Source organism: Marseilla massiliensis (genome assembly GCF_016899955.1).
Taxonomy (GTDB): Bacteria; Bacteroidota; Bacteroidia; order Bacteroidales; family Bacteroidaceae; genus Prevotella; species Prevotella intestinigallinarum.
This window is the reverse complement of record NZ_JACJJL010000029.1, coordinates 1-20,117: the sequence shown is the minus strand read 5'-3', so window position 1 is coordinate 20,117 and position 20,117 is coordinate 1. Positions and strand designations below refer to the sequence as shown.

Here is a 20,117-nt window from a genome sequence, read left to right as displayed (position 1 = left end):
AAGGACAACAGCACGGCTTTCCCCACGCGCCACGCAACACACCAAAGGCGGCGACAGCACTGAGGCTGTCGCCGCCTTTTTCCATATTCACAACTGCCCCGCGCCCACGCCGGAAAGCTCCCGCAAGGGCCGTATTGCGGTGCCACACGGGCCGTACGGCACTGCAATACGGCAGGGGCTGCAAGGCCATGGCATGAAAGCCAAGGGGGCATGTTTGGCGCAAGCGCAAGAAACATTGCCCTTGCGGCCGGCTTGCACGTCACGGCGGCAAGGGCAGGAACGTCGACGGCTGAATAAAACGACATGAGGGATTTTTCGGACTTCGTGACATTTTACAACAGCAAATGGCGGAGGATGGTTCTGCCGGCTACGCTGCCGTACGATTACTGGCACGGCCTGGCGCGCTCTGCCTATGGCCGGGAGAAGCCATAACGGAGGCCTGGCGAATACATTCAGGCCACGCCCTAACGGAGGGCCTACCGCAGAAGGCTTGCCGCTATATTTAAATCAATTTGCCCGACAAGATATTACATTTATCAGTGGCCGCCATAAACATCCCTCATGGCCGGTTTAGGAACCGGCGATGGGGCTATCGTCTGTTGCACACACGTTCTGGCTATGTTGTGCTTTTGAACAAAGAGAGAAAAACACAATCGCAAATAAATAAAACTTTTTCATACTCGTTGTTTTTATTTGATGAATATCTTGTCTGCCGACTTCAATTTGTTGCCGCTGTAGGTGGATATCATATACATTCCTCTTGGGAGGGCAAGAGTCAAGCGGTTGCCGTCCAACGGGCCAACGTAGTGGCATTTCCCGTCAATGCCCGTGACCGACAACCTGTCCAGCCTGTACCCGGCAATTATTTCACATTGCCCTTTGCCCACAACAACTTGGATGCCACTGCCGGTTGCTTCTTCTATTCCGGATATCCCAACCGAATCGATGACAAGCCATTCACTTCACGCCCCCCATAGTCGTTACAAGAGTGGAACTGCAAAGAGTCACCTATACAACCATACTCATATATAAAATTTGTTTTGTCAACAACACTGCCAACATCTATGTAATAAACATTAATCGAATATTTACTGTAGACCTGTATAACGCCATACATACATCCCGGGGCTGTTATTTCGATTCCCGCATCAACCCATTGAAAGTCTGGGTCCTCCGGCTCATCAACCCGACTTAAACTTGTAAGAGCCATTCTCGGCGTGGATGGCAATACATCCATTGTGACCCTTCTGCTGTAACGGGTTGTGTGTGTCCTGCCACTTTTTTCAAAGGATAGCTCACATATTATGTCAATATCTGTGGCAGCCTCACTCCTTGTGCCCAGAAGTATATTATTGACAAACTGCAGCCCCCACAATGAAGGCTTTACCACAAAGTCCAGACGTCCTTTATCTTTGCCTTAATCTATCTCTTTTTCTTTTCCATAGAGATTAGGACTAAAATAAGACTTGACAATCCACCTGCATGAAACTGCATCAAGGTCTGGCATCCCGGCTTCCTTGCCATCGGGCAACACCAATCGAAACGAGCAGGAATCTTTGTCGTGGACAGTTACGTCGCCTTCCACCTCTTCAGTGTTAACCATGACAGCCATGCGAATTTTCGGGGTGTTGCGAACAAGCAATTCCCCCGACGCATTGGATACATGCGTTGACAACAAGAGCAATGCCTGCACAATTATTATTTCATTATATATTTTTTGCATGGTCTCCTTTTATTGTTTTGGTCAATAATAACATAACCCTCTTTCGGCAATGTACCCTTAGTGCTTTTGTTTCCCATTCTGTAACCTGCTAATGAATATATGCCATCATTTGCGTGGACTGTTTGCCTGCCATTGCAACTTACCGTCTTAATTATCAAGGCCTTTGCGATATATTTAGCATCAAAAGAAAAGCTGTCTTTGTTGGCAATATGCTTGAGCATACGCGTTGATACTATCTATGTAAACAACTTTTCCGATTTCTTCCGCTTGAACATCGCCCCATGGAGCACACATTGCCAACAGCAATGCCATCATCTGTTTTTTGAATATCATAATCTTTTCCTCCTTGTTGTTATATTTTAGCTAAAATATACAAAATATATCGATATGTTACCCTGATACATAGTTTAATTTCGTTAGTTTAACGCGTTGTCTCATAAATTAAGCACAATTCACGTTTATATTCCGGTTATCATTGCGCATGGCGGAGCATTGCCCGCCGCCCATGCATCGCAGTTGCCAGCCAAGCCACTGGCAAAGACGACACGGGACACCCGATAAACATAGGGGGCTTTTTAGGAGTTCAGGAGTACAGGAGTGCAGGAGTACAGACAATAGTTCTTGTGCACAATGGAGTTAGAGGGAGGTAGAAGGAGTTACAAGGAGTTAGAGGACAATAGTTCCTGTGTACAATGGAGTTAGAGGGAGGTAAAAGGAGTTGCAAGGAGTTAGAGGACAATAGTTCTTGTGCACAATGGAGTTAGAGGGAGGTAGAAGGAGTTACAAGGAGTTAGAGGACAATAGTTTTTGTGTACAATGGAGTTAGAGGGAGGTAGAAGGAGTTACAAGGAGTTAGAGGACAATGGCATTGACTATCTCTTCCTGCAACGCGTTCCCCATGCCCCCAGGGGGCCGTGTTCCCAAAACTATTGTCTGTACTCCTGTACTCCTGAACTCCTAAAAAGAATAACTCCTGAAAAGCCCCTGGATTTATCCGATGAGCCAAGAACGGTTTCATGGTAAAAAATGGTTTTTACAAAACGATGCGCCCCGCGAAACAAATGCTTCGCGGGGCGCAACTGCATTGCCTGCCGGGCCGTCGGCCGGAGCCACCAAGCCAGCGATGGGGTTGGCCGGCGGCGGGGCCATGGCCCAGAGGGCGTCAGTAGACGTATATGCGGTAGTCTTTCAGGCCGGCGGGCGCGCCCTGCTCGGCGCGGGGCAGGTATTCCACGGCGGTGACGGTCTGCTCGGAGCCGAGGTCGATGACTACGACGTGGGGGTAGGACGCTTTGCGGTCGGTCTGCCAGTAGGTAGACTCCTGCAGGTCGAACACCTTGTCGGCCATGTAGTTGCCCCCGGCTACGTCTTCGCTGTCGGCATACCTTATGGTCCATGGCTCGCGGCTGAGGCGCTTGCCCTGGGCGTCGAGCACATAGAGCTCGGCTATGGCTGCCAGCTGCTTGCCGTCGTGGGCGTTGAGCCCCTCTATGGCCACGTAGCGCCCTTTGGCGGGGGCGCTGAGCCTCACTGTCTGCCATCCGTTGCCGGGGGCGAACGAACCTTGCGCGGCCAGTGGCAGCGCCTTGGTGTCGAGCGTCTCGCCGGGCTTGCGGTGGGTGGCGGGGCGGGTGATGTTGAGCTTGTCGAGCTCAGGCTCGGCGCGGCCGGAGCACACGGCCTTGCCCGCGGGGCCGATGACGTCGAGCACTATCACCTCGTTGCGGCCCTTCTTGAGCCAGCAGCCCGGCACGTAGAGCGTCTGCTGCGGGCCGATGTTCCAGTAGCGGCCTATGGCGTGGCCGTTGACGTAGACAAGGCCCTTGCCGAAGGCCTGCATGTCGAGGAAGGTGTCGCCGGTCTTTCCGAGCGTGAAGTAGCCCCGGTAGTATCCGCGGCGGCCCTTGGGGTGGGCCATCACCTCGACGTCCTTGTGTATGCGGTTGTCAACGGCGCGCAGGGCGTTGGCGTAGGTGTCGGGTATGCGCTCGCAGACCCAGTCGCGCAGGGTCCACTGCACCTCGTCGCCGCCAATCTCGGCCCGCAGCGCTACGGGGCCGGTGATGCCCTTGGGGTCGTTGATGGCGCGGCCGAAGTTGATGCGGCCCATGCCCTCTACGAGTATGGCCAGCGTCTGCCCTTTCTTCACGGGGGGCAGTGTGAGCGAGCGCTGGCGCTGCACGCGGTCGATGGTGCCTATGTACTCGCGGTCGACGAACACCTGTACGTAGTCGTGTGCCTCGTCGATGGTGAGCACGCTCCTCACGGGTATCTCGGGCAGCTCGGTGCTGTAGTTCATCGTGCCCCATCCCATGTCCATCTGCTCGAAGGTGAGCGGCTCGCGGCTCTGGGCCAGGCTGTCGGCCCCGGTCATTAGCGGCTCGAAGTCGGCCAGTTCAAACTCGGGTATGCTTATCAGCCGGGTGGCGGGCTTGGGCACTGCCGGCAGCGGCTTGTCACTATGCTTCTGCATCACCTCGCGCAGCTCGTAGTACTTGGGCGTGGGCATGCCGTATTCGTTGATTGGCGCGTCGTAGTCGTAGGACGTCACGTCGGGCTGGAAGCCGGGCGAGTTGGCCCCGGCCCAGTGGCCGAACGACGTGCCGCCGTGGGTCATGTAGAGCGAGAACGATATTCCCTTTGAAAGCATCTCGTCGATGCCGGCCACCATCTTGTCGGCCGGTCGCGTCTCGTGGCGCGCGCCCCACTTGTCGAACCACCCGCTCCAGTATTCGGAGCACATCAGCGGCGACGAGGGGCGCAGCTGCCGCAGCCGGCGGAACTGGTCGTCGATGTTGGCCCCGGTGCCGAAGTTCATCGTCCAGACAAGGTCGTCGAGCCCGTTCTTGGTGAAGTTGCTGGACCAGTCGCACTGGAACAGCGCCACGTCGGCAAAGCCCGCGGCGCGCACGGTGTCGCGTATGGCGGCCACATAGGGCTTGTCTTCGCCGTAAGAGCCATACTCATTCTCTACCTGCACCATGATGATGGGGCCTCCGCGCTGTATGGTTAGCGGCGCGAGCTGCTCGCCCACCTTGCGCATGAAGAGTCCCACGCGCTGCATGAAGTAGGGGTCTTGCTCGCGCAGGCGTATGCCCGGCTTCTTGAGCAGCCACCATGGCAGCCCGCCCATCTCCCACTCGGCGCACACGTATGGGCCGGGGCGCACGATGACGTACATGCCGTTTTTCTGTGCCAGCCGGCAGAACTCTGCAATGTCGTTCTGCCCCGTGAAGTCGAATTGTCCCTCGCGCTGCTCGTGTATGTTCCAGAACACGTAGAGGCAGATGGTGTTCATGCCCAGCGCCCGGCACATGCGTATGCGGTGCTCCCAGTAGGGTCGCGGTATGCGTGGGTAGTGCAGCTCGGCGGCCTTGACCACGAAAGGCTTGCCATTGAGCACGAAAGTCTTGTCGCCGGCGGCAAACGTACCGCCCCGGGCCGCGCCGGCGGTGGCCGGGACGGCAGCCAGCAGCGCGGCCAGGGCCGCGGCTGCCAGGTGTTTACGTAAATTCATCACTATTTAGTTATTGTTTCTGTTGTCGGTGCATAGTGGGCGCTGGCCGCCCGGGGGTATAGCCCGCGCCCAGGCGGCCTGCCGCCTGGGCAACGCAAGCGAGTGCTGTGCAAGCTGGCTTGCTATTTCCCGAGTGCGGCTTACCTTATGCAAAGGTAAGAAAATTATTCGGTTGGCAAAAGGGAATGGCGCAAAAACGGCTCACCAGATAAATCCAGGGGCTTTTTAGGAGTTCAGGAGTTCAGGAGTACAGGAGTACAGACAATAGTTTAGTATATATTTTGGTGTTAAGGAGTTAGAAAGTTAAGGGGGTAAGGTAATAGTTTTGGTAGCACGGGAACCCTGGGGCATGCGGAAAGTGTTGCAGGAAGAGATAGTCAATGCCATTGTCCTCTAACTCCTTGTAACTCCTTCTACCTCCCTCTAACTCCATTGTACACAAAAACTATTGTCTGTACTCCTGTACTCCTGAACTCCTGAACTCCTAAAAATCCCCTATCTTTATCGAGTGTCCCGCAAAAACAACGCTCGCCAGCCCCTGCAGATGTAAGGACGAAAAAAGCGGAGAGCCCGTGCGCCCTACCGGCGCGGCTCTCCGCTGGTCATGCCATGATTGAATCCCAATAGTACATCAGGCCGCCTGATGGCCGGCTCGGCCTTTGTATCATGCCTCCACATGGTTGCATTCGCTTGCGGGCGTCACGGCTGCCGCGCTGCCTCGGCGCATCACGCCGCGCCTTGGCAACGGCGGCAGCCCATCTGCTCAACAATAGAATGAATCCGTCGGTGCCCTATCGACCGATTGGATTTGAAAAAGGATTTGGAACAACTTACTGCCTCAGAGGCTCAATTGTGGGCCACGACGGCCTTGTGGGCAGGCTTGAGCTCATACTCAATCGGGGCAAAGTCGGTGAGCGTGTCGCCGTCGAATATCACGGTGGCAGCCTCTACCTTCATTGTCAGGGTGCTGTCGGCGCCGGAGTATTCGCCGGAGGCCGGCTGGGTGAAGCCCACCTTCACCGTGTGCTCCTGGCCATCGGCTGTGGTGTTGAAGAGCAGCGAGTCGGCCGAGACGGTCATGGCCACCTTGTTGCCAACGACGCTGCCCTTGTAAGAGGCTGAGAAAGGCACGCTGCCCACCGAAGCCAGGGCCTCTGAGAGCTGCTCGGCAGGCACCACGGCGGCCACAATGCCGTCGACGGGGAAATCGGCTATGCTCACCGAGTCGGCGCCAACGGTCACGGTCACGGTGGTGTCGGCCTCGCCGGCTGTCATGACGGCGTCGGGATATTCGCCCACCACGGCGCCGGCCGTGAGCACGTCGCCACCGCCGGTGTTGTTGTCGTCATCGTCACAAGCCACGAACATTGAGCCGCAGAGGCATAAAGACATAGCGAAAATCGCACTGTATACTTTCTTTCTATTCATTTTGAAGTCTATTTTTATTCTGTTTGTAAGTTAAGTTTGTTTGTGAGTACTCAACCATAATAACAAACAGAAGAAGAATACTTGCACGGAAAGAAAGGCATTTAACTTATTTTTAGGCTTTCGGAGGCTAAATGCTGAAGCAGCACCGGGAGTGAAACACTTTTTAACCCAACAGGCCGCCATGGGCCAAAGCGCCCACGCCCCGGTGCCGTAAGGGCTGCCGCACATGTCGCTGTGGGCGCCACGGGCCTGCGCCCCGCCCCAAGGCCGACACAAGGCCGCCGCTACGGCGCCGCGGCGGCCGGGCCCGCAATGCCGTGCGGCGGGTCATTGCCGTGCGGCGGGCTGCTGCCGCGTGACGCAATGCAGCATGCCGCCATGCTTGTATAGCTTGGTGACGTCGATGGGCACCACCCTCCGGCCGGGATATAGCTCGGTGAGCATGCGCACGGCCACGCTGTCGTTGGCATCGCCATAGGCCGGCTTTAGCACCACAGTGTTGCCCACGTAGAAGTTGAGGTAAGAGCCCTTGTAGCCCAGCCCCCTGACGTTTTTGCGCGTGAGCGGCATCTGCACCACGCGGTAAGGCTCGCCGCCCGACAGCGCCGCGGCCATGGCCACCCATACGGGCTCTATCGAGTCGCGGTAGGCGGTGCCGTAGGTGTGGCGGTGGGGCCAGGCCAGCCATGTGCCCTCGTGTGGGGCGTCTTCGCTCACTATGGTGTATTTGTACATGCTTTCTGTCTCCTTTTGTCGGCCGTCGGCGCTGCCGGCGCACGACATGGCCGGTAGCGCCGCAATCAGCAGGTTGGCAATGAGTGTGGCTTTGTTCATATCTCGGTCGTTGTGGTAGCTGTTGTATGTCGGTGCGCGCCCCGGGCTGTTGCCGCGGGCGGGCCGTCCGTTGGCAAAGTTACGGAAAAATCTGCTGAACAACAGCCGTATTCCGGCAGATTAGCGCAACGGGAGATTGTGAATCAGAGAGTTAGGATAAACTTGTGGAAGTTTAGCAGGGGGCCGGAAACCTTTTCCAATCGGATTGACGCAGGATGGCGGTTGCCGAATCGTTGCCCGCTGGAAGGGCAGACTCAACTGCCACCGCTCCGTTTGCCGCGCCCTGCTTGGGTTTGCCTGCCAGGCGCAACGCGTCGACTTATCGTTTTGCAAACCAAAATGGACGAGCATGGCAATGGGGCGATTATCTTTTGGGAAACGGGAAGCTGAAAACCGGAAGGGAGGAATTGCAGCTACGCATATCCCCCCTTGAAATCCGGAACGAAGAATTGGCACGGCATATCAAAACAATTAAACACAAAGGAACATAAGCACAATGACAAACGTAATAAAGTTCAGCGATTATCGAAAATCCATTTCAAAAGCAAACAAAAACTCTATCGAAACCAGGCGACTGTCACAAAAAACCACTATCTTTGCAATTGGATTGAGGCAACTCTCACCGACACATACAAGAAAGAAGAAGAAGCGGTATGCTTATCTTGCAAGTCGGACACGTAGGAAATTTCAGACTTGGCACAAGAGACAGCATAGTGGTTCTCACGCTATAGCGTGGGCTGCCGTTATCATATATGCGCCAAAGGTTTCCTTCGACCTCCAACTTAGACGTGGTAGCATTGCAGTTCCACGCTTTGGCATTTTGAAACCGCCTGCAAAGGGACTGGCAGGCATTGAACAAGACAACGTATATGGAACAACAATTTTGTCAAAGTTGCGGCATGCCCCTTACAGACGACAACAGAGGTACCAATGCCGATGGTGGCCGTAGCGAGGATTATTGCATGTATTGCTACAAGGACGGTGCGTTTACCCAGGATTTCACGATGGGGCAGATGATAGAGTTCTGCCTGCAATTCTTAGGCCAATGGAATGTTCAGGCCGGGTGTAAGTTGACTCCCATACAAGCGAAAGAACAAATGCTACAACACTTTCCGCAATTGAAACGGTGGAAAGTGAAAGATGAACGGCCGCTGTCGGAAAAGGCAACCCATTTGCTTTCGCAATGCGACAACGTGACCGTAGCTTCCATTGATGCCAACGGCTATCCCCGCCCTGTGCAGATGTCAAAGATTGGCGCGAAGGGTTTCCATGAGGTTTGGATGGCGACAAGTGCAGACTCCGTAAAGGCAACCGACTTCAAGGCAAACAACAAGGCCGGGCTTTGTTACGACCATTACGGGGATGGCGTTGCCCTGCGCGGCACGGTAGAAGTAGTAACGGACGACGCCATCCGCAAGGACATGTGGCAGGAGTGGTTCATCCATCATTTCACCGGCGGGCCGGACGACCCCAACTACGTGCTTCTGCATTTCGTTGGCACGGAAGCCACCTTTTGGATAAATGGCGAATTTGCACATTCCAACATCTGATGCACATGAAAACCATCGCACCTGACACCAAGAACATAGCCGCTTGCGGTCTTTATTGCGGAGCCTGCCGAAAATTCTTGGCGGAGAAATGCCCGGGATGCAAACAAAATGAAAAGGCGGCTTGGTGCAAGATACGCTCATGCTGCCAAGAAAACAAGTTGAACACTTGCGCTGAATGCCACCATGACGTCAGGGGATGCGGCCGCCCCCCGTGGCTGCCGCCATCACGCAAAGCGGGCCCGCAGTGCCGTCTGCACTGCGGGCCCGCCTCAACGGTGAACGCCGTAACGGCCCTGCCCTGCCGGGCCTGGGCCTTTTCAGGCCGCACATGGGGCTGGCTACGGCCGCCTACGCAGGGCCCGGCGGCCGCTGTGGCTCACTTGGCGCGGTATTTCTCGGCTTGCGAGCGTATGAGCTCGGCGTCGTCGAAATAGTTGATGCGCATGGCCCGGCGCACCTCGTCCATGGTCTGGGCTGCGGTCTCGCGGGCGCGCTCGGTGCCCTGGCGCAGCATGTCGTAGATGGCGGGTATGTCCTGCTCGAACCCGTGGCGGCGCTCACGCATGGGCGCGAGCGTCTTCTCGAGCACCGAGTATAGGAACTTCTTGCACTTCATGTCGCCCAGCCCCCCGCGGCGGTAGTGGTCCTTGAGCTCGTCGAGGCAGGCGTATTCGGGCCAGAACTCGGCGAAGTCGGCATCGGTGCAGAAGGCGTCGAGGTAGGTGAACACGGCGTTGCCCTCCACCGTGCCCGGGTCGCTCACGTTGAGGTGGTTGGGGTCGGTGTACATCGAGCGCACCTTCTGCCACACCTCGTCGGCCGAGTCGCTCAGGTAGATGCAGTTGCCAAGGCTCTTGCTCATCTTCTCCTTGCCGTCGGTGCCGGGCAGGCGGCGCGCCGTGGCGTTCTCGGGCAGCATTATCTCGGGCTCCACGAGCACCTCGCCGTAGGTCTGGTTGAACCTCCTGACGAGCTCGCGCGTCACCTCGAGCATGGGCTCCTGGTCTTCGCCGGCCGGCACGGTGGTGGCCTTGAAGAGCGTTATGTCGGCAGCCTGGCTCACCGGGTAGCAGAAGAAGCCGAGCGGTATGTTGGCCTCGAAGTTGCGCATCTTGATCTCTGTCTTCACCGTGGGGTTGCGCTGCACGCGCGACACGGTGATGAGGTTCATCAGATAGGTGGTGAGCTCGGCCAGCTCGGCCACCTGGCTCTGCACGAAGAGCGTGCACTTGGCGGGGTCGAGCCCGGCGGCAAGGTAGTCGAGGGCCACCTCTATGATGTTCTGGCGTATTTTCTCGGGGTTGTCGGCGTTGTCGGTTAGGGCCTGCACGTCGGCCATGAAGACAAACATCTTGTCGTAGTTGCCCTCATCTTGCAGTTGTACGCGGCGTCTGAGCGAGCCCACGTAGTGGCCCAGGTGCAGCTTGCCGGTGGGGCGGTCGCCCGTAAGGATTACTTTTCCCATTGTTGTAATATCATTTTGTGTTGTTACTTATGCAAAGCCGTCGCAAACTGGCTCAATGCAAATACATTGCAAATTGCCGGGTGCAGCCTTGTCTTATGCAAAGACATCGCAAACGGGCTCAATGCAATCACATTGCAAATTGCCGAGTGCAGCTTTGTCTTATGCAAAGGTAGCACAAAAAAACCGAACGGGCAAATATGCCGCCACTTTATTGCGCGGCCCGCGCCGGGTGGCTCAGAAGTTGAACACCAGTTCCTTGGCAATCGACTCGCTCAGGCTGGCGGCCACGGGGCATGCCTTGGCGGCGCCCATTATCACCTTGCGGTCGGCCTCCGAGAGGTTGGTGCCGTCAACGTCGAACACCACCCTCACTGCCGTCACGCGGTGGGTGGCGGGGTCGGTGTCGTAGGTCATCGTCGCCGTGGGCCGGCCAATGTCGATGCCCTTGCGGGCGGCCGTGGCCCCCATCATCGAGAGCATGCAGGCCCCGAGCGAGTTTACCAGCATGTCTACGGGTGTGAACGTGGTGCCGGCAGTGCGGCTCTCGGGCGAGTTGTCGGTGGCGGTCGTTATCTGCGAACCGCCCTTGGCGGCCGTGGTCTTGATGTTGCCGCTGTAGGTCACTTTGATTTCTTCCATTGCTTTGCTTTTGTTTTAAGTTAGACAAATGTTAGCTGCCGGCCGCGCCCTGCCAGCACGGGGCACATGCCCCGGCGGGACCTGCTGTGGACGTGCGGCCCGGCTTGCGCTGCCGTGGCCTGTTGCGCCACGGCTGTGGGCGGCGGCCCATTCATTTGCAAATATAATGTTTTTCCCTCAAAAAACCGTCATGCGGGCATGATTCTTTCAACATGTCGGGCCGCCCTCTGACTTTTGCCATAGAAAATCGGACGTAGGCAACAACTTGCCCTCTGCCGCACCCTGCCTGTCAGCCCCGCCGGCCATTGCCGGGGGCCGCCCTTGCCTGCGCCCTGCGGGCGGGCGCAAGCACAAGCAATCCGGCATCAGGCGCTCACGCCTACCGGCCTGACAGCCCAAGCGTTGCCGACATAGCCACCCGCCGCAGGCTGCACCACAGGGCGCCGGGCAAGCGCAACCGGGCTACGCCAGATTATACCAACCGGCGGCAAAGCTGCACGGAAACTCTTGTCTGCCAAAATTCGGGGCTTCAACATCCATTACCTTCGACATTAATCGCTAAATTTAAGCCGGAAACTTTTAATCTCAAAAAAGCATGGAACAATATCATTTATTCATCGGGTGCGCCATCGCCCTCTTGCTGCAAAGTTGCTACAAGGCTCACCCCGTTCCCGTAGACAAAAAAGAATACGTCAGTAAAAAGGCCGAAGTGTTTCTTGAGGGAAACCAAGACGAAATCTATCCGTGGCTTTCATTTTCGGCCCATACCGACAACGGCAAACCAATTTATTTGGAAAATGGCAACGACAAGATGGCTTTCGCCGACGGGCAATGCCTACTGAACTGGGGAGAATTGCCCAAGTCGGGCCACCTTGTGCTACGCGCCGAGGGCACGGCGCCTGTCACCATGCATGTCGGGGTTACATACAGGAAAAGGAAAGAGACGGAGCCCCCGGCCGAATCGGAGCTGTTGACGGTAAGGATAAAGGGCTAAGCAGACGATGTGCAGGTGCTTGACACTACACGCCTGATGCGCTCATTCTATGCAAAAGAGCTCATAATGCCCGACAACTATATGTTCCATGTAAGTTTTTGACCCAGGCGGCCTTTGCCGCCTGAAGCCACCCTGAGGCAGCCTTTCCCCACGCCAAGGCCGCCAGCCCGGTTGTGCTGCCGCGCAAACCTGCTGCCACATTGCCTGAGGCGGGCTGGCCGCGCCGAGACATGGCTCCCGGCTGCATGCGGGCAACAGGGCGGAAGCACTGGTGAAGCCGGCTGACGCAGCCAGGGCCATCCCCCGCGGCCCGACGGCCGTAGGGCCTTTGCGACATGGCCAAGAAACCTACGCCAACCCTTTCCTGGCATGGCCAGCGGGCCGCATCGTGCAGCTATGCCCCGGGCAAGCGCTCCTGCCGGGCGCCATTTGGGGAAAAGGGCCGACGAAGGGCCGGGGCAAAAAGCGGCCAGTTGCGTTGGCCCACAATGGCGCAAATGGCAACAACAAACAACGACCGGCAGGCCAACAGCCATTCGACGGGCCCGGACGGCACGTCTGGCCCTGCAAAACGGGCCGGGCCGAGCCGCCAAACGGCATACTGGGGTGGCAGTGGTGCATGCCGCATCGCCCTGGGGCCCCGGCCGCCAAACAAGCAAGGCGCAGCAGGCCGCCCGCGGGTGGCGGGATGCCTGCTGCGCCTTGCGCATTGCTTCCTACGGTGCAGGGCCGGACTCAGCGCGCCTGCGCCCCCTCGGCGCCCTCGGCTGGGCCGGCGGCCGGCTTGGGCTCGAGCAGCGAGCGGTATTTCCGGCTGTCGGCTAGTATGCGCTCGGCCTCCACGAGCTGCTTGTCGTGGGCCAGAGCCTGCTGCATGGCCCCGCCCTGATAGTAGTAGGCGGCCACAATGTCTTGCTCGATGAGCTGGCGTATGTCGTCCTTGTGGCGCTCCAGGTCGCGCTCCACGTTGTGGTTGAGCTTGGCGCGCAGGCTGTCGAACTCGGCGCGGGCATCGTCGTAGTAGCCCTCGAAGCGCGCCAGCTTCTCGAGCTCGTCGAGCTTCTTGCTGCTCATGGGGTCGTAGGTGAAGCCGCTCTCCACCACCCGCCGCTTGAAGTCGGCAAAGTCGGCGTCGGACAGCCTGAACTCGCCCGCCGGGGCTATCGACGGGTGGGCGGCAATGTAGTCGACCACATAGTCGAGCATCACCTCCGACGAGTCGGCCCTATCGAGGTAGAACACGATGTTGGGCAGCGTGTCGGGCTTCACCTCCACGTCGGGCATGATGCCCCCGCCGTCGCGCACCTCGCGTCCGCTGAGCGTGTGGAACACGTGGGTCAGACTGTCGGCAATGTGCTCGGTGTAGCCCCCGCCGCTGTGCTTGTAGTTCACGGCCTGTATGCACCGCCCGCTGGGTATGTAGTACTTGCTGGTGGTGAGCTTGAGCGTGCCGTTGTATGGCAGGTCCATCGGCACCTGCACCAGGCCCTTGCCATAGGTGCGCGTGCCGAGCACCACTCCGCGGTCGAGGTCTTGCAGCGAACCGGCCGTGATCTCGCTGGCGCTGGCCGTCTCGCCGTTGACCAGCACCACTATTGGCATCACCGTGTCAACGGGCTCGAGCCGCGTCTTGTACTCGCGGTTGGCCTGGCGCAGCTTGCCCCGCGTCTCCACCAGCACCCGGCCCTTGGGCACCCACATGTTTATTATCTCAACGGCCTCGGCCAGCGAGCCGCCGCCGTTGCCCCTGAGGTCGAGCACAAGGCCCTTGGCCCCCTTCCCCTTCAGGTCGACGAAGGCGCGGCGCATGTCCTTTGCGCATCCCTCGGTGAAGCTGTTCAGGCAGATGTAGCCCACACCGCCGGGGCGCATGCCGTAGTATGGTATCTCGGGCAGCTTGATGTTGCGGCGCGTCACCCTGAACGTCAGCTCCTTGCCCGTGGTGGGGCGCCTCACCTTCAAAGCGAAGGTGGTGCCGGGCTCGCCGCGCAGCCGCTCGCTGACGTAGCTCACCGTCTTGCCCACCATCGACGAGTCGTCTATCGACAGTATCTCGTCGCCCTTGCGCAGGCCCACCTCGGCAGCGGGCATGCCCTCGTAGGGCTCGTCGATGACCACGCTCTGTATCTTGAGGTTCTGGCGTATCACGGCGCCTATGCCGGCATACTTGCCCGTGAGCATCATCTCGAGTTCCTTGTTCTTGTCTTCGGGGTAGTACTCGGTGTAGGGGTCGAGGCTGCGCAGCATGGCCTTGATGCCGTTGCCTATCACCTCCGACGGGTTGAGCGTGTCGACATACATCAGGTCGAGGTTCTTGTAGATGGTGTTGAATATGTCGAGGTTCTTGCCCACCTCGAAGTTGTGGCCCCTCGACTTCTGCGCCTGCAGGCCCGCCGCCGCCATGAATGCGGCCAGCAAGATAACGATGCGTCTTCTCATTTTTATATCTCTGTGGTTTCTTCTTTGAGCTTGCCGCCCTGCCGCACCGGGCCCGCCGTCCGGCCGTCGGCGGGTGGCCATTGCCGCCAAGGGCAGGCTAACATGACTGCAAAATTAACTGATTATACTCTAAATCCGGCCACGCAGGGCGTTTTTTTGAGAAAATTTTATGTTTACCGCTATTTTTTCGCCGAAAAATTTGCACGTCTCGCAAAAAGGCATTACCTTTGCATCGCAATTCAGAAATGAAGCGCGCAACACTGCTTCAATAGCTCAGTTGGTTAGAGCACCTGACTGTTAATCAGGGGGTCGTTGGTTCAAGCCCATCTTGAAGCGCTGTTTCAATTGGAGTGTCAACCGCAGCAATGTGGTTGGCACTTTTCTTTTTTGCCCGCAACCAAGCTGCGGCGCCCCGGGGGGCACAGGCGGTTTGAGATCCGTTGCATTCGTTGTTTGGCAAAAATCCCCCAAAACAGCAGGAATCCGCACGGTTGCCAGCGGCCCCGCCTGCCAGATGCCACACTGAAAGCATATTCAACTATTAGTTTTATAAAACCGCTGAACGCCCAACCGACAATGCCGCCGATGATGCCAAGCTGCGCCCCTCATTGTGCCAAGGCAATGCCGGCGCGGACTGATATCGCCGTGCACATACCTCATGCATCTACGAACACGCCCCAACCTCAGCCCCACCCCGTCACAGCGAATAGGCCACCCGCAGGAAGGCGCCGCCCTGGTTTTTCCGCTCGGGGTAGAAAGGGCCGAAGCTCGTGCCCTTGTATGCCATGCCGCGCCTCATGGCGTATACGTCGAGGTCGGACCAGGCGTAGCCCAGCGACAGGGTGACGGGGTCGAACGCCGCGTAAACGCCTATGCGCACACTGAACGCATACCACCGGCCACGGTTGCCGCTCACACGGTCATACCCTGTGGGCAAGCCCCTTTTGTCTTTCATTTCAATGGTAACACTGCTGTAAGGCACGTTCATCATGAAGCCCGGCTCGGCCATGAGGCCGATGCCTACGCTTTCCGTCCTGATGAGCGCGGGCGTTCGCAGCAGCAGCGACGGCATGAGAAACGCGCTCATCATGCAACGGCTGTCATCGTCGGTGCGCCACTCGTTTGTTGCGGGCACACCGCCATACGAATACTGCTCCCACATGCCCAGGGAGACGCCTATGCCCGCATACCTCACGGGAAACCAGTGGTAAGAGGCTTCCAGCTGCCATGTGTCGCTTGATGTAAGCTCGCCGGTAAGCCCCAGGCAGTGGCGCCAGGCAGCGTCGTCTTCCCCATTGTCGGATGCGCCCGCCACAACCGCCACCATCAATGCCAAGGCGAGCGCCATGATACGATAACCATTAATATGCTTAACCATTTCTATATCCCAGTTACTTTATACCTGATTTCTTTATACCTAATTTCTTTATACCTGATTTCTTTATCCCAGATGCAGCAACAGGCCGCGTAATGTTTATGTCAATGTGGATGCCGTCAAGTTGCAAATAGCAATGGTGAGCTATATGAGTGATAGTAAGTTAGCAGACAACAGCTTTGGTGGGTAATGTCTTCTGACTCCTTCTAACTTCACATTACTCCCAGAGTTCCCAGACCTCCCAGACCTCCCAGACCTCCCAGAGCTCCCAGCTCTCCCATTACTCCCAGCTCTCCCAGCTCTCCCAGACCTCCCCTATCCTTTCCCCTTTCCTTTTCGCCCCGGTACCACAGCTGCACCTGGCCCGCCGCCATTGCCAAGCCCCGGGCCTACCACATTGTCTACTGCAAGCAATCGCTGTAGTTGCCCGCCAAACCAGCCCGTAGTCATTGCCGCCGGAGAGCCGGCAGGTTCTTTTCCACTTCCCACATGTTCCTCATGCAAATATAGTCAATGGCGGCCGCCTTATGAAGCCTTGATGCAAAAATTTCACAGTCTGGTACTGTTGCGAACAATCATAAGGCAATGTCAACCAACGGCCCCGCTTCCCCACCGCCCCAGGCAAGCGAAAAGGCCCGTACACAAAAACCACCGTCCGCCCCAGCCGCAAAAGCCCGGCCAAAACCGGCGACAGCCAAGGCCGGGACAGCTTCCCGGCAAGCGCCGAATCATGAGATGCCATGGCTTAGGGGCACAACGGCCGTTGCTTACGCATAAAGGCATGGCGCACGACCGGCCTGCGCCACAGCCATGAGGGCCATGCCCGGCCGTGGCGCACGTGGCGTTCAATAGGCTTCTATCCAGTTGCCATGTTTCAGCGGGTTCATCTCGTCTTCCTCATGGGGCATGCCGGAAAGGGGCAGCATGGTCACTATGGCGGGTTTCATCTGCAGTGTCTTGAAATCAATGTTCCTTTCCTCCACCCTCACCATGCCTGAAGGCAGGCTGGTGTAATGCCTTGTGCACAGTATCGTCCCCCATTCGCTTCTGAGCACTTCCTCCCGCAGTAGCCCGCCTTTCCAGATGCGCGCCAATGTGTCACGGCTGCTTCCATACACCTTGGTGTAAATGTTGGCCCCGTCCACAGCTGTGAGCGTCACCGTCTCCTTGACATCGCCCGGACATCTCGGGTTGGGGTGGCACACAGACTTGAACAGCCGCCAGCCAGCATAATGCATTTCCGTTGTGGGCATGAAGTCGACGAATCGCTTTATGAAATACGTGCCACCTCCGGCGGATATGGGCACGATGTCGGCCTTAAGCAGGTAACGGCCGCCGTCCAGGTCGCTCGACCAGAACCCCACGCATTGGTCCACCTTCACCTCAATCCTGTACCCCTCGGGGGCCGCCAGGCATTTGCCAGTAGGCGTCTCCCTGATCTCGCTCACCCACCCGCCGTCGCCATAAACCATTTCGGTCAAGGTGTGCCGCGTGGTGTCGGGATTGTGGAAATTGACACTGTCTATGGCCATCCTGAAGCCCAGGTATGCACTGTCTGTGTTCTCTTCCCAAAGCTGCGGCTCGCCCAGCTCGTCGAAACGCAGCAGATAGCGCAGCCTGCCTTTGTCGTCGTATCCATACACCAGGCGCTGCGCGTAGGTTTCCGAAGGCGCCGAGACGGTTGCCATCAGCCGGCCGCCGCTGTCAACATATCGCGTGAGCATGTTTTGCGGTGCATTCCTCAGCACCATCACGGCATACGAATTGTCGGAAAACACAATGGAGTCGTATTCCAGGCATCCTTTATCAGCAACAAGGCCTTCATCGTCCAACTGGCTGTAACGGACGCTGCTTGAAATCTCCAGCGGCTTGTCGTGACTGCACGCAGCCACCGTCAACGACAACAAAAGCGCAACGGCGGCGGGCGCATGACGGTTGTTCAGTTTGTTATTCATGTCAGTCATTGTTTGATCGTCATGATAAAAAACGTAACAACGGCATGCAATATTGCAGGCCCTGCATTGATTATGAGCATTTGGTATAAAACCAAAGCACACGGTCGAAATCCAAACCTTGACTTAACCGCCAAATCCCCAATTGATGGTCGTTTCTGCTTGTAGCAATCCACATGGCTTTGATGCGCCGTCCTGGGCAAACAAGCCAGCGCTCTACCAAACACACCATGGCATATAAGGGACTTATTCAGGGTCAACGCGATAAAATGGCCAAACACCTTCAAAACAATGAAGGCGTTTGTCTGTTGGGCAGATGGCCCAGGTTCATGACAATGGCATTGCCCATTTGTTGCCATACTGAAATCCTACGGGCTATATGCAAAAGATGAAAATACGCTCTTAAGTAGCTGTTCAAAATTAATCGATACAATATACCTTGCTGGTGTCCTCTATATCTTTGCCACCATCTTGTGTGCTCTTTCGGGCCGCATACCAAAGTCTCATCGGTCGCGTAGCCCGCTACGCTCCCTCTCCGGACTTTGGCATGCTTATCCAAAATAGCGCACAATTTGATGGCAATTAATTTTGAACACCTACTTACTTTCCCAAAGATTTGAACATCCTACTGATGCAGCGTTTCTTTTGTTCCATATTGGGATGGACGTAAAGGTCGAGAGTGGTCGAGATGTTCGAGTGGCCTAACAGCACACTTACTGTTTTGTAATCACACCCAGCCTCAATACAACGTGTGGCAAAGCTATGTCGCAAGCCGTGATATTTCAGTTTGGGAATGTCGAGCTTCGCCATTAAGCCTTTGTAGTAATTGCGGTATGTGCGTGGTTCGGTAGGATGTTCATCGTTTGTCAGCACATAGAAATCATCATTGACAACCTTTTTCAATGGCTTAATCATGGCAAGCAACTCTTTGTTCATGGGTATTTCACGGCAGGAGTTCTTGGTTTTGGGCGTGTTGACAACGACCTGCGTATGTTTTCTGTCACCTTCAATGATGTAGATACGCTCGATTGTGCGGCTTACTGTTACAGTTCCATCCGTCACGTTGATGTCGCTCCATTTTAAGGCACAAACCTCGCCAATGCGTAAGCCTGTAGTAAGGCTGATATAGATGCCAAGTCCGGTAAAGGAAAAGTGCGTTTGGATATAGTCTAAAATTTTTCTGTGATTATTGACCGAAAGCACTTCCAACTCATTGCTCGATGAACTCGTAGGATATTTGATGTCCCACTCACAATAGCTCATCCATTCATTTTTAACACCGAACTTCATCACCATCTTAAGCACTATCAGTATGTCCTTGACGGTTTTGACGCTCAATCCGCTTTCCAATTTCTGCAAGACAAAGGCCTGCACAACCTGTTCATGGAGAGAATCATTATCCCCGAAATACGGGAGAACGTGGTTCTCCAAGATTAACGCATACGCAGCCATCGTGGACTGCTTCACGTAAGGACGCTTGTATTCTTTCCAAGCTCCTGCAATTTCTCTAACTGTCTTATGAATCATAATTTCTAAATAATTGGTTCTTATAATTAGAGAAATATAGTATGTGATGTCCCGGCTTTGAGAGAGCAGAACGATGCTTGCATCAGTTCTGCCGAACGGGAGGAACAAGTCACGAAGGCGCAGCCGAAGGGAAATGTGCCGGCTTTGAGATTCCCGGAGTTTACGGATGAGTGGAAGAAATCAAGGTTGAGTGATTTTGCTACAAAGATTACGAAGAAGAACAAAGGTAATGTTGTTAAGAATGTACTATGTAACTCAGCAAACCTTGGTCTTGTTCCACAAGATAACTATTTTGACAGAGAAATTGCAAATACAGAAAATACCAATAGTTACTATGTTATAAAAAATGGCGATTTTGTTTATAATCCGAGAAAATCGACAGCTGCACCTTTTGGGCCAGTCAATATTTATGAAGGAGAGAAGATTGGGATAATATCACCCTTGTATCTATGCTTTTCTGTGCATAACATCTATCCCAAATTTCTGTATTACCGCTTTAAGAGTTCGGTATGGCATCCATATGTATATGCTCATGGAGATTCTGGGGTTAGATTTGACCGTGTGAGTATAAAAGATGATGTATTTTTTAATATGCCAATATGTGAACCGACACAAGAAGAACAGATAAAAATTGCCGCTTTATTACAACTAATAGATGAGCGTATTTCTACCCA

At 55.8% G+C, this 20,117-nt stretch carries 15 protein-coding genes, 1 tRNA gene and 1 pseudogene; 6 read left to right on the top strand and 11 right to left on the bottom strand.

Annotated features, from left to right (window positions below; translation table 11 throughout):
* The first annotated feature begins 512 nt into the window (after positions 1-512).
* Positions 513-977: a hypothetical protein gene (locus H6B30_RS13680; RefSeq protein ID WP_205111531.1), complete on the top strand. Its 465-nt coding sequence runs from the start codon at positions 513-515 to the stop codon at positions 975-977.
* 440 nt (positions 978-1,417) lie between these two features.
* Here the strand turns inward: H6B30_RS13680 and H6B30_RS13675 are convergent, their stop codons facing one another.
* From H6B30_RS13675 to H6B30_RS13655, 5 genes are all read right to left on the bottom strand, one after another.
* Entirely contained in the window at positions 1,418-1,723 is a 306-nt protein-coding gene (locus H6B30_RS13675; RefSeq protein WP_205111529.1) for a hypothetical protein, read from the bottom strand.
* A gap of 180 nt (positions 1,724-1,903) precedes the next feature.
* Positions 1,904-2,056, bottom strand: a complete 153-nt coding sequence (locus H6B30_RS13670) for a hypothetical protein (RefSeq protein ID WP_205111527.1) — start codon at positions 2,054-2,056, stop codon at positions 1,904-1,906.
* 829 nt (positions 2,057-2,885) lie between these two features.
* The gene (locus H6B30_RS13665; RefSeq protein WP_205111525.1) at positions 2,886-5,240 is read right to left on the bottom strand and encodes a beta-galactosidase; all 2,355 of its coding nucleotides are present in this window, start codon (positions 5,238-5,240) and stop codon (positions 2,886-2,888) included.
* Between the two features lie 846 nt (positions 5,241-6,086).
* Positions 6,087-6,668 carry a DUF4840 domain-containing protein gene (locus H6B30_RS13660; RefSeq protein ID WP_205111523.1) on the bottom strand — a complete coding sequence of 194 codons (582 nt, stop codon included), beginning with the start codon at positions 6,666-6,668 and terminating at the stop codon, positions 6,087-6,089.
* A gap of 327 nt (positions 6,669-6,995) precedes the next feature.
* Positions 6,996-7,502 (bottom strand): agmatine deiminase family protein, encoded by a 507-nt coding sequence (locus H6B30_RS13655; RefSeq protein ID WP_205111521.1) that lies wholly within the window; start codon positions 7,500-7,502, stop codon positions 6,996-6,998.
* A gap of 869 nt (positions 7,503-8,371) precedes the next feature.
* On the opposite strand from H6B30_RS13655, the gene H6B30_RS13650 reads away from it, so the two are divergent.
* Positions 8,372-9,052: a zinc ribbon domain-containing protein gene (locus H6B30_RS13650; RefSeq protein ID WP_205111519.1), complete on the top strand. Its 681-nt coding sequence runs from the start codon at positions 8,372-8,374 to the stop codon at positions 9,050-9,052.
* A 5-nt stretch (positions 9,053-9,057) separates the two neighbouring features.
* Positions 9,058-9,252: pseudogene (locus H6B30_RS16420) on the top strand (DUF3795 domain-containing protein); the annotation flags it as partial.
* A gap of 176 nt (positions 9,253-9,428) precedes the next feature.
* Here the strand turns inward: H6B30_RS16420 and trpS are convergent.
* Together trpS and H6B30_RS13640 are read right to left on the bottom strand one after the other, a co-directional pair.
* Positions 9,429-10,517 carry a tryptophan--tRNA ligase gene (gene trpS, locus H6B30_RS13645; protein ID WP_205111517.1) on the bottom strand — a complete coding sequence of 363 codons (1,089 nt, stop codon included), beginning with the start codon at positions 10,515-10,517 and terminating at the stop codon, positions 9,429-9,431.
* A 234-nt stretch (positions 10,518-10,751) separates the two neighbouring features.
* A complete protein-coding gene (locus tag H6B30_RS13640; protein WP_205111515.1) occupies positions 10,752-11,156 on the bottom strand; it encodes an OsmC family protein in 405 nt (134 codons plus the stop codon).
* 595 nt (positions 11,157-11,751) lie between these two features.
* Here H6B30_RS13640 and H6B30_RS13635 point away from each other — a divergent pair.
* Positions 11,752-12,150, top strand: coding sequence for a hypothetical protein (locus H6B30_RS13635; protein WP_205111513.1), 399 nt, complete (start codon positions 11,752-11,754; stop codon positions 12,148-12,150).
* A 735-nt stretch (positions 12,151-12,885) separates the two neighbouring features.
* On the opposite strand, the gene H6B30_RS13630 is transcribed toward H6B30_RS13635, so the two are convergent.
* Positions 12,886-14,589 (bottom strand): S41 family peptidase, encoded by a 1,704-nt coding sequence (locus H6B30_RS13630; RefSeq protein WP_205111511.1) that lies wholly within the window; start codon positions 14,587-14,589, stop codon positions 12,886-12,888.
* A 262-nt stretch (positions 14,590-14,851) separates the two neighbouring features.
* Between H6B30_RS13630 and H6B30_RS13625 the strand changes: the two genes are divergently transcribed.
* Positions 14,852-14,925, top strand: a tRNA-Asn gene (locus tag H6B30_RS13625).
* Positions 14,926-15,286: 361 nt separating this feature from the next.
* Here H6B30_RS13625 and H6B30_RS13620 read toward each other — a convergent pair.
* From H6B30_RS13620 to H6B30_RS13610, 3 genes are all read right to left on the bottom strand, one after another.
* Positions 15,287-15,967 (bottom strand): hypothetical protein, encoded by a 681-nt coding sequence (locus H6B30_RS13620; protein WP_205111509.1) that lies wholly within the window; start codon positions 15,965-15,967, stop codon positions 15,287-15,289.
* Between the two features lie 842 nt (positions 15,968-16,809).
* Positions 16,810-17,919: a hypothetical protein gene (locus tag H6B30_RS13615; protein WP_205111507.1), complete on the bottom strand. Its 1,110-nt coding sequence runs from the start codon at positions 17,917-17,919 to the stop codon at positions 16,810-16,812.
* A gap of 597 nt (positions 17,920-18,516) precedes the next feature.
* Positions 18,517-19,443: a tyrosine-type recombinase/integrase gene (locus H6B30_RS13610; protein WP_205111505.1), complete on the bottom strand. Its 927-nt coding sequence runs from the start codon at positions 19,441-19,443 to the stop codon at positions 18,517-18,519.
* A 144-nt stretch (positions 19,444-19,587) separates the two neighbouring features.
* On the opposite strand from H6B30_RS13610, the gene H6B30_RS13605 reads away from it, so the two are divergent.
* A partial coding sequence (locus H6B30_RS13605; protein ID WP_205111503.1) for a restriction endonuclease subunit S domain-containing protein occupies positions 19,588-20,117 on the top strand: 530 nt, incomplete at its 3' end.